The organism is Methylophaga sp. UBA3192, from assembly GCA_002363955.1.
Taxonomy (GTDB): Bacteria; Pseudomonadota; Gammaproteobacteria; order Nitrosococcales; family Methylophagaceae; genus Methylophaga.
In genome coordinates this window covers 163,132-172,473 of record DEXE01000008.1, presented here as the reverse complement: position 1 = coordinate 172,473, position 9,342 = coordinate 163,132, and the positions used below count along the sequence as shown (strand labels likewise).

10 protein-coding genes are annotated in these 9,342 nt (G+C 43.0%); 3 read left to right on the top strand and 7 right to left on the bottom strand.

Annotated features, from left to right (window positions below):
- The first annotated feature begins 164 nt into the window (after positions 1 to 164).
- From B2337_RS14050 to amt, 3 genes are all read left to right on the top strand, one after another.
- Positions 165 to 386 (top strand): TA system antitoxin ParD family protein, encoded by a 222-nt coding sequence (locus B2337_RS14050; protein ID WP_292360758.1) that lies wholly within the window; start codon positions 165 to 167, stop codon positions 384 to 386.
- Positions 373 to 669 carry a type II toxin-antitoxin system RelE/ParE family toxin gene (locus tag B2337_RS14045; RefSeq protein ID WP_292360760.1) on the top strand — a complete coding sequence of 99 codons (297 nt, stop codon included), beginning with the start codon at positions 373 to 375 and terminating at the stop codon, positions 667 to 669. Before B2337_RS14050 ends, B2337_RS14045 begins: the two co-directional genes overlap by 14 nt.
- A gap of 247 nt (positions 670 to 916) precedes the next feature.
- Entirely contained in the window at positions 917 to 4,342 is a 3,426-nt protein-coding gene (gene amt / locus B2337_RS14040; protein WP_292413903.1) for an ammonium transporter, read from the top strand.
- A 123-nt stretch (positions 4,343 to 4,465) separates the two neighbouring features.
- Here the strand turns inward: amt and B2337_RS14035 are convergent, their stop codons facing one another.
- The 7 genes from B2337_RS14035 to B2337_RS14005 form a co-directional block, all read right to left on the bottom strand.
- On the bottom strand, positions 4,466 to 4,816 hold the full coding sequence (locus B2337_RS14035; RefSeq protein WP_292413902.1) for a hypothetical protein: 351 nt from the start codon (positions 4,814 to 4,816) through the stop codon (positions 4,466 to 4,468).
- 66 nt (positions 4,817 to 4,882) lie between these two features.
- Positions 4,883 to 5,482 (bottom strand): hypothetical protein, encoded by a 600-nt coding sequence (locus B2337_RS14030; protein ID WP_292413901.1) that lies wholly within the window; start codon positions 5,480 to 5,482, stop codon positions 4,883 to 4,885.
- Positions 5,483 to 5,544: 62 nt separating this feature from the next.
- Entirely contained in the window at positions 5,545 to 6,183 is a 639-nt protein-coding gene (locus tag B2337_RS14025; RefSeq protein WP_292413900.1) for a hypothetical protein, read from the bottom strand.
- Positions 6,184 to 6,227: 44 nt separating this feature from the next.
- Positions 6,228 to 7,064 carry a hypothetical protein gene (locus B2337_RS14020; RefSeq protein ID WP_292413899.1) on the bottom strand — a complete coding sequence of 279 codons (837 nt, stop codon included), beginning with the start codon at positions 7,062 to 7,064 and terminating at the stop codon, positions 6,228 to 6,230.
- Between the two features lie 234 nt (positions 7,065 to 7,298).
- Positions 7,299 to 7,982 carry a hypothetical protein gene (locus B2337_RS14015; protein ID WP_292413898.1) on the bottom strand — a complete coding sequence of 228 codons (684 nt, stop codon included), beginning with the start codon at positions 7,980 to 7,982 and terminating at the stop codon, positions 7,299 to 7,301.
- Positions 7,983 to 8,026: 44 nt separating this feature from the next.
- Positions 8,027 to 8,659 carry a cold shock and DUF1294 domain-containing protein gene (locus B2337_RS14010; protein ID WP_292413897.1) on the bottom strand — a complete coding sequence of 211 codons (633 nt, stop codon included), beginning with the start codon at positions 8,657 to 8,659 and terminating at the stop codon, positions 8,027 to 8,029.
- A 196-nt stretch (positions 8,660 to 8,855) separates the two neighbouring features.
- On the bottom strand, positions 8,856 to 9,203 hold the full coding sequence (locus B2337_RS14005; protein WP_292742764.1) for an ATPase: 348 nt from the start codon (positions 9,201 to 9,203) through the stop codon (positions 8,856 to 8,858).
- Between the last annotated feature and the right edge of the window lie 139 nt (positions 9,204 to 9,342).

Here is a 9,342-nt window from a genome sequence, read left to right as displayed (position 1 = left end):
TCAACTTATTTCAGGACAAGACAGTTTAAACAAACCAAGTTGGCTTTTATTTTAACTCTCAATAGTTCTCTCGTTAACAAAGAGTCAACTATCGGAATCTGTAGCGGATTGCCTCAATTGTAGCGTATTGCTACAATCACTAAAACTGCATTGAGGAAAAATATATGGCTACTAACAGCATACGATTGGATCAAGAACTGATTGAAAAGGCCACCATTATGGCCAAAGCGCTTAACCGAACTCCACCCAAGCAAATTGAGCATTGGGCCAAAATCGGCGAAATGATGGAAGATAATCCCGATTTGCCTTACGAGTTTGTTAAGCAGGCTATCATCGCCAAAGCAGAGCGAGAAGCTGGCAAACTGGAGGTCTATGATTTTGGTTGAAGCCTCCCGTGTTTTACAGACCCCTAACTTCAAAAAAGCTGTAAAGAAACTTAAGCCCAACCAGAAAAAAGAGCTCGATTCGGCCGTCAGAGAACTTATGGCCAACCCCAACCTTGGCGAGCAAAAGAAAGGAGATTTGGCTTTTCTGAGAGTATATAAATTTAAAATGAGTAAACAACTTACTCTACTTGGCTACAGTTTTGATGATGGTGCCTTAGTTCTGGAATTAATGGCCTTAGGTTCACACGAAAATTTCTATCGTGATATCAAGCGCCTCAAATGAAGTTTTGGCATAGAAATCAATCCGAAAACTAGAAACCGTATCAAGCTGATTAATCCATCCTACTTGGTAAAAATCAATCTTCTAAATCTCTCCTTTTTTCAAGGTAATTATCCCTAGCTGAACTGGCATAAATACTGCTCATTGAAAACCTAACGACACTCTACACGACGCAGGATGGCGCTTTATCAACAGCGAAAGCAAAGCGCTCGCACCGATAGAGTGCTGACTTCATTTTCGGAGACTGCCAATGTCAGATATGAGTGCACTAGATACACTATGGTTGTTAATTGCAGCGATGCTGGTGCTAATCATGCAGGGTGGCTTCCTGTGTCTGGAGTCGGGGCTTACCCGCAGTAAAAATGCGATTAACGTGGCACTTAAAAATGCGTTTGATTTGATCGTTGCTGCCATGCTCTTCTGGTTGTTTGGTTTTGGCATTATGTTTGGCGCCCATGAAGGCCTGACACTTGATACTCATTGGTTTCTTGCCGATTTTTCCAGAGATGAATTCTGGCACGCCAGTTTTTTCTTTTTCCAGTTAACCTTTTGTGCCACAGCAGCAACGATTGTCTCCGGTGCCATCGCTGAACGCAGTCGCTTTGTGGTTTACATCATCATCACGGCCTTGATCAGTTTGCTGCTCTATCCGGTATTCGGTCACTGGGTCTGGAGTAGCGCCGTCAATGAATCTCCTGGCTGGTTGGAAGCCATGGGGTTCACTGATTTTGCGGGTAGCACCGTGGTACATAGTGTCGGTGGCTGGGTAGCACTGGCAGCCGTGATTGTTATCGGCCCACGGACCGGGCGTTTCATTCGAGGCAAAGTCCAAAATATCCCGGGCAGCAACCTGCCGCTGGCGATACTTGGCATGCTGTTCTTTATGATCGGTTGGATAGGCTTTAACGGTGGCAGCACATTGGCTTTTACCACTGCCATTGCCGGCATTATCGTCAACACCATCATCGCAGCAGCTGCCGGGGGGATCACCGCCATCCTGCTATCAAAAACCCAACCGGATAATAGTCAAACCACCGCGCTCACCATTAATGGCACCCTGGCCGGATTAGTTGCCATTACCGCAGGCTGTCATGTGGTTTCAACACCGCAAGCGGCGCTGATTGGTGGCCTTGGCGCGCTGGTGATGTTTCTGGCAGAAAAACAGATGCACCGTATGCAGCTGGATGATGCCATTTCGGCAGTGCCAGTACACTTGGTCGCCGGTATCTGGGGTACTTTGGCCGTTGCTATTTTTGGTGATTTGCAACTGCTGGATACCGGTTTAAGCCGCTTTGACCAACTGCAAGTGCAATTGCTTGGCATAGTCGCCTGTGCCCTGTTTATTTTTCCACTGACAATCACCTTCCTCTTTCTGCTGAACCGTTACATACCTTTGCGCGTCAGTATCGAAGCCGAGCAGCAGGGACTGAATGTGTCAGAACATGGCGCGAAAACCGAACTCACTGATCTGCTTTCAGCCATGCAAACGCAAGAGCGTAGTGGTGATTTGAAGCAACGCGTACCAGTTGAACCATTTACCGAAGTCGGCCAGATTGCCTCTCAATACAACCGGGTTATCGCTAACCTGAACCGTATGGTGACACGCACCCGATTGATTGTGCGTGATATGCGTGACGGGGTGATTACCTTCTCCAGCCAGGGGATTGTGACCAGCGCCAATCCAGGCGTGGAAATCATGTTCGGCCTTCCTGCTCACCAGTTGGTGGGGCAGCCAACTGATGTTTTACTCCATGAACAAAACCAACAAACGTTTTCGGGCACAACCCCGGAACGTTTATTTGTTACCCTGGCCAGCAGCCAACAGTCGGGCCCTTATGAAATCATCGCCAGAAACAGTAAAAGCGAGCCTTTCACACTGGAGGTCACCACCACGGCCAGCCCAACCGAAGAAGGCGTGCAATATAGCGCCATGCTGAGGGATATCAGTGAAAGAAAAAAGATGGAAGATCGTCTGCATCGACATTCTGAACTGGCACAAGTGACGCTGGAAGCCATCACTGAAGCGGTTGTCACCTGTGATGCAGCTTATAAGATCGTCTACCTAAACCCAATGGCCAGTGAACTGCTGGGGCAGACATCCGAGCAAGCTTTCGGTAAACCGATTGATGAGATTATTCTGATTGAGGACAGCGAAGCGGATCCAATTAACATCACAACATTGTGTAAGCAGTATTCAGATAAATTATCTAACACCAGCCAAAAGCGTCTTTTTGCCCTGAAAAACAAAAAAGGTGAAGAATTTGAAGTCCAACTCAACTGTGCCCCCTTGTTGGATACCAATCGGCAAAACATAGGTTGGGTGGTGGCGTTACAAGACATTACTCAAAACAGCCGTTTAGAGAAGATGCTCACCTTCCAAGCGGTGCATGACACCCTAACTGGCCTAATCAATCGACGTGAGTTTGAAAAGCGTTTGGAATCGCTGATCTATGAAGCCCATCATGATAAAGCCGAACATCTGCTCTGCTATCTGGATTTAGACCAGTTCAAATTAGTGAATGATACTTGTGGACATAGAGCCGGAGATGTTCTGTTAAAGCAGCTCTCAAATCTATTAAAACCCGTACTTCGTCAGAGCGATACCTTGGCGCGGCTGGGTGGTGATGAATTCGGGGTATTACTCACTCATTGTCCAATTGAAAAAGGGCAGGACATTGCCGAAGCATTGCGAAAAACTGTTACCGCTTTTCGTTTTTCCTGGGAAGGTCAGGTGTTTTCAGTGGGCGTTAGTATCGGTTTGGTCAGTATTACCGAGGCTAGTGGCAGTCTGGATGAAGTATTAAGCCATGCTGATGCCGCATGCTACGCGGCTAAGGACCGCGGTCGTAACCGGGTGCATCTGTTCCAACCGGATGACATTGAGGCCCAGGAGCGCCAGGGTCAAATTCAATGGGCCAGTCGATTACAAGAAGCGCTGGATAAAGATCTTTTCCGGCTTTATTTTCAGACGATTGTTCCGCTGGAAAACAGCGATAACACCATGCCGCATTATGAGATTCTGGCTCGCATGATCGGTCCACAAGGTGAAATCATTCCGCCAGGAGCGTTTATTCCAGCGGCCGAACGTTTTGGGTTAATGCCCAAGATCGACCAATGGGTGATTCGCAATACGCTGGCTTGGATGGGTGATCAACTTCGCCAAAACCAGCAGCCCGTATTTTGCTCAATTAATCTATCTGGTGCCTCCATCGGTCGCGAAGACATCCTGCAATTAATTCAGGAACAACTGACGAAGCGCAAAGTACCGGCAAATAATATTTGCTTTGAAATCACCGAAACCGCTGCCATCGCTGATCCAGCTAATGCTGCTCGCTTCATAACTGAATTGAAAAGCTTAGGCTGCCAGTTCGCTCTGGATGACTTTGGTAGTGGTCTATCTTCATTCGGCTATCTCAAACAATTACCAGTTGATTACTTAAAAATTGACGGTATTTTCATTCAAGAGCTAGCCAATAACCGGATTGACCAAGCCATGGTGGCTTCGATTAACAACATTGGCCACATTATGGGTTTAAAGACCATTGCCGAGTTTGTTGAAGACGCTGCAACACTGAATATTCTGCGTCAGATTGGGGTGGATTATGTTCAGGGCTTTTATCTATCACGGCCAGAGCCTCTGGAATCACTCATGAGTGTTCGGGTGATGCCGCGTTGAAATAAGGCGATTTAAAATCCGCATCTTTCTGGTTCCCACGGTCATCCGTGGGAATTACGTGATCCATTCCCACGCAGAGCATGGGAACGAGAAATTGAGCCTAAATATAACAAGCTAACCGCTCTAATCATTTGTGATTTTCGAAAAGTACTCATCAAAAGACTGCTTTAAAAAATCATCAAAATCATTTTGATTGCCCAAGAATTTGGCAAATAGAATTTTGCTGCCCATGAGGTTAGACAACGCCGTTTTAGTAGCCAACTTATCCCCTGGAAGAGAAACATTCACGTAATTGGGATTAGTCTTTGAGTGAATATGAAAGTGATAAATATTCTTGGGGTGAGATTTACTGCCTTCATCAATAATATTTACGAGCTCTGGATAAGCTATACACATCAGCTTTTCTTTACCCTTTCTAATTCGAAATAGCTGTTGGTCACGAACTATGAATATGACTTCATGTGATGCGTTCATGTTTCTACAAAGTAAAGGTGTAACATAGCTGCGTCCTGCAACGCAGGCGCGAAGTTGGTTGAATTGTTATGTGTTTGGTGAATTGTGGAACCTTTCGTATAAATAACAGACTTCATCTACGATTGGCTGGATTTCATGACGGACACCTAAAGTTTCGAAAACACCAACATCAATGTAGAAAGCCCTAAATAAATGAGCAGGAACACCTCCACTCTCTATTTGGCCACCAACATACGCTGGTAATACATACCCGACAATTGGCTTACTCCAAAGATATTTATCTAAGTTTTCGTCAAAGTGTTCAAGTAGGTTTCTGAGCGTACGGCTCTTTAGAGCGCTATCTTCGCTAAGGCCATAATGTTTCTTCAATGTTTCCGCTCGGTATTCATGTAAACGATGCTTTCCCGGTTTAGAAGGCCAAAAATACCGAGATAAAGCGCCAGCATGAATGAGTAGATTCTGGATGTGGTCGAGAATTTCATCTTGCAGCTCCTCAGTCTTCTCGTAGTTTCCTTTATTTTCATTCGTCATTTCAATAAAGCTTGCCAAAAAATCAATTGAAACCATTGCTGCTTCAACGTTAAATCGAATGGCCTGCGAATAAAATGCAAGATGAGGAGGCTGAATGCCTCCATATTCTTTGATGTAACTTTCCAAATCATCCATTGTAATTAGACTTAACTTGGAGCAATGCCGCGCGCTGTAGGCGCGTTCCTTTTGAACCAGAGTTAAATAGCTGAGTCGGATAGTAGAAATGGATACTCATGCTCACATAACAACTTGAGAAAGTCATAAATCTCCTGATCTGCTCGATTCGATTTTGAATGCCTAGAAATGCAAAGGTAATAGTTTAAATTTTTGTGCTTTGCAAAAATAATCCATTCTCCGGTAAGTTTATTCTGCCTTGCTCTTTCCTTGTATCCGCTTACTACCATTTCGTGGGCAAGCCGGCCTTGCCAGCCAAATTTTGATGGATTTTTTTGTTCTTCCTCTGTCACGTAAGAGCAAAGAGAATTAAATTTGGGGCTATTTTCAAATTCTAACCCCCAGTGATTTACCAGATTTCTAACCAAGAATTGTGCATCAGAAAAATGTGCTTTGAACAATCCTTTAAGCGGCAAATGTTTGAATTGGTCAACTCGCTGTTTGTAACCACGACCGACACCTTCCAACTCTTGTATAACATCCGTAATTACAAAAGAGTTGTAAGTTCTATGTTTACTCATTGAGGTGAGTTGAATCAATAAGAATTGACTTAGCCGATTCATATCAACACCACAGAACCCTGCATGATTATTTCTAAAGTGAGTCACCTCATCTTCAGTTACATCAAATCCTTCAAACACATCAGAGGAAAAGTTATTCATACTATCTAACACGCATTCAACGGCTTGGACGCTACAATGCTTCGTTAGTCACTTTGAACTAAGCTACATGTGAGACAACAGTTACTGGTGTGCTCATAATGTGAATCCTTAGGAAAAATGACGTTGCCAAGACACCCCGCCGAGATACAATCACGCCTCTCAATTTCAGCAAAAGATTCGCAGAGCCAGCATTCAAGTTCTTCTGAATCTGGTTGATTAGGTTCAAGTAATGCATAATTTGCTTCAACTATCATTCCTGATTCAATCGAGCAATTCGTACAGTAAGGGCAATGGTATCTTCTTCCAGAATCCGGCATCCCTATTAATTTTCTAAACTTTTTTTGCGATAAGTACTTCTCAAAGAATTTAAAATAGTAGAGCAGTTGCATCTGCTCTTCCTCTTCGTTTGAAAGACCGTAAAGTGGCTCCGTTAACATAACTGACTTGAAATCTTTTACCCACTCAGTTCCCCATAACTTTGTTAAGAATATAGCGATCAAGTCGACAATATATGCTGGTCCCAAAATATCTCGATGTAAACCGTGGGTATATTTATTGCGCTTCTTTCGTAAATTATCCAGCTGTCCCTTTACTGTTGGCTCTATCTCTTTAGAAGTTATTTCCTGAAAAATAACGAGCAAATCATCAAACTGATGTATGTATAGATCCTCGAAGTCCTTATTTTCTGTCGACAAACCCCATTTAGAAGGCTCTCCCGCAATCAAAAGCAGTGAATCAATTTTACATATTTCATGCTTAAAATAATTTTCGATGGAGAGAAAGAGCATTATTAACGAATTTCCGAGTATTCCCTGCCGGGTTTCCCAATATTCATCAAGCTCATCGTTAGTTTCCCAGTCACCATGAACGGCAAGAGCCATTTCTGTCTTCAGTAAGAGATCTACTGATTGAACCAAATACTGGATACTTAAGTTCTTGAACTCTTCTGGTGATGGTTTGTTAGTTATCATTTTTCGATACGAAACCCATATGAATTTGGCAGGCTAAAGACGATAAAGTGTTCAGCCAGCTTGGTAAATTATGAAAACATATCAAGTTGGCTGGCCCTTGGCTTTTTGATTTTTTCCTTTTGTCGATCAACTGAATTTACGTTGTTAGGCTAATGGATAAAATTGCCATGAGTCATTTGATGGTGACATGAAATTCTGAATTCCTCGCTTACGCATTATTTTGTCGCAAACTAAATAGACTGGCAGGCGACGATTATGACCAATTGTAGATGCATCAATATGAACATATTTCCCCACGCCATGAGGTTCAATGTACAAAGGTGTTTCAGAAATAATTGCACTATCTGTTTCAGACTTCGCTTTGTCAAATGTAAGTAGCACGTCGTATCTAACCAAGACATCTCTCCTAACTTCTCCATAGTGGAAGTGATATCCATTACCATGGTTCTCAGGATCTACGGCAGTGCGCGAACCGGGTATTTTCATAAATAACAGAAAATTCTGGATTCGACTCAGCGGTATAATTTGATGGCGTTCGACTAAAGCTACAGCTTCCTGATAAATCGGAACAACTTCAATCTCCTGTTCGTAGAACAACCAATCAAGGTTTTCACCGACTTCAAAACCAGTTTCATGCTGCTCCAGATCATGCTCAGCAATAAACTGATTAAGTGCTATGAGTCTTGCACGTACATTTTGAAGCGAAGATCTAGTATTGATTTTTCGCTCCAAATAGAAACGAGAGGGGTAATATCCATTGCGGTGAAAGAGAATTAGTTCCGCTGTGTTAATGACTTCCACAGTGGCATCAGATATCAGATCCTCCATTTGTACCTCCAATGATCAATGATTCAACAAACTTGATTGGCTTATTAGCTATTAAATAATGGCAGAACCATATTATTAATGAAGTTTGCTCCTTTCTCTGTATGAAGCCAAAACAAACCAGCTATATTCAACAGAACCGTTACCCAATAAACGTTTATAAACGCTTTTTTGATTGATTTATGGCGTAATTTCTTTTGGGCGATATAGGCTCCTGGCCATCCACCGATTAGAGAAAGTAAGTGCAAGGTGCTTTCTTGGATTCTCCATTGGCCATTTTTAGCCGCGGATTTATCCATCGCGTAAGCGATAAACGCAATCAGGCTCATGAGTAGATACAGACCGAGAATGATTAAAGGCAACTTTCCACTGAAGACGGATATCATCAGCCCAATGAAAAAGAGAATGGTAAAGACGCCGCCGAAGCCTCTTTGGCTTTTTACTTTTTCTCGTTTTTTTGACTTAGAAATGTCACGAGCAAATTGGATGTTTTCAGCTTTATAACGATTGTTATTATCTCGAGCTAATTCATAGATAATAACTTCACCATTTACTGGTCGACGGGATGGTGGGTTAAAGGCTTTAATATGCACAAAAGCACGCTCTCCACCACCATTTGGCTCGACAAAACCAAAGCCTCGATCATCATTCCAGTTTGATATTTTCCCTTGTAGCTTCATGCTTTCCCTTGATTTTCTTAGCTGTCAACGTGCACTAGCAATAACCAGATTCATTTGCGAATATTGTTGACCCGCACACTCCATCGTCATTTTTGGTTATTACCAATGAGAGGCCGGGAATATCCCTTAGGTTTTCCATCATGAAGTAATTGACTTCACTAGAGGGCAGAGTGTTTATATCGCTAAGGTTTCGATCTCAAATATCTTCTAACCGATTAGCTGACTGTGACATCACCATAATTTCATGCTCTTCAAAAGATCTGAGCTCTTCCATCAACTCTTTTGCTGAGGTGATATCCACACGGTCATGCAGGTAACGATAAAGATCAATGATTTGCTGATGTTGATGAATGATTACTTGCATAATGTCGGTGGTCGATAGCTCAGCAAATGGTGCATCGCAATGATGATGTTGCACAATGGGGTTTTTATCAAAGTACTCATAGCACCAGGTATTTAACGCATGTTCATTGCCTGTGACTTCGAATTGGTGCACAGCATGTCCGAGCTTTTCTTCATGCTCTGACAAATAGTTAAGCAGCATTTGTGCTCTCGTATTTTCAGTTTTATCGGCACCACGTTTTAAACATTCTGTTAGGTGTTGATGGAACTCGCTTGTCCAGTGAAGGACATCTCTTAACGTTTCAACTTTCATAATAATTTCCAGTATTTTTGTTTGCTGC

Excerpts from the sequence above, each read along its gene's own strand:
- B2337_RS14050 (WP_292360758.1), top strand. The coding sequence starts at position 165 with ATGGCTACTAACAGCATACGATTGGATCAAGAACTGATTGAAAAGGCC.
- B2337_RS14045 (WP_292360760.1), top strand. The coding sequence starts at position 373 with ATGATTTTGGTTGAAGCCTCCCGTGTTTTACAGACCCCTAACTTCAAA.
- amt (WP_292413903.1), top strand. The coding sequence starts at position 917 with ATGTCAGATATGAGTGCACTAGATACACTATGGTTGTTAATTGCAGCG.
- B2337_RS14035 (WP_292413902.1), bottom strand. The coding sequence starts at position 4,816 with ATGAACGCATCACATGAAGTCATATTCATAGTTCGTGACCAACAGCTA.
- B2337_RS14030 (WP_292413901.1), bottom strand. The coding sequence starts at position 5,482 with ATGGATGATTTGGAAAGTTACATCAAAGAATATGGAGGCATTCAGCCT.
- B2337_RS14025 (WP_292413900.1), bottom strand. The coding sequence starts at position 6,183 with ATGAATAACTTTTCCTCTGATGTGTTTGAAGGATTTGATGTAACTGAA.
- B2337_RS14020 (WP_292413899.1), bottom strand. The coding sequence starts at position 7,064 with ATGGCTCTTGCCGTTCATGGTGACTGGGAAACTAACGATGAGCTTGAT.
- B2337_RS14015 (WP_292413898.1), bottom strand. The coding sequence starts at position 7,982 with ATGGAGGATCTGATATCTGATGCCACTGTGGAAGTCATTAACACAGCG.
- B2337_RS14010 (WP_292413897.1), bottom strand. The coding sequence starts at position 8,659 with ATGAAGCTACAAGGGAAAATATCAAACTGGAATGATGATCGAGGCTTT.
- B2337_RS14005 (WP_292742764.1), bottom strand. The coding sequence starts at position 9,203 with ATGCTGCTTAACTATTTGTCAGAGCATGAAGAAAAGCTCGGACATGCT.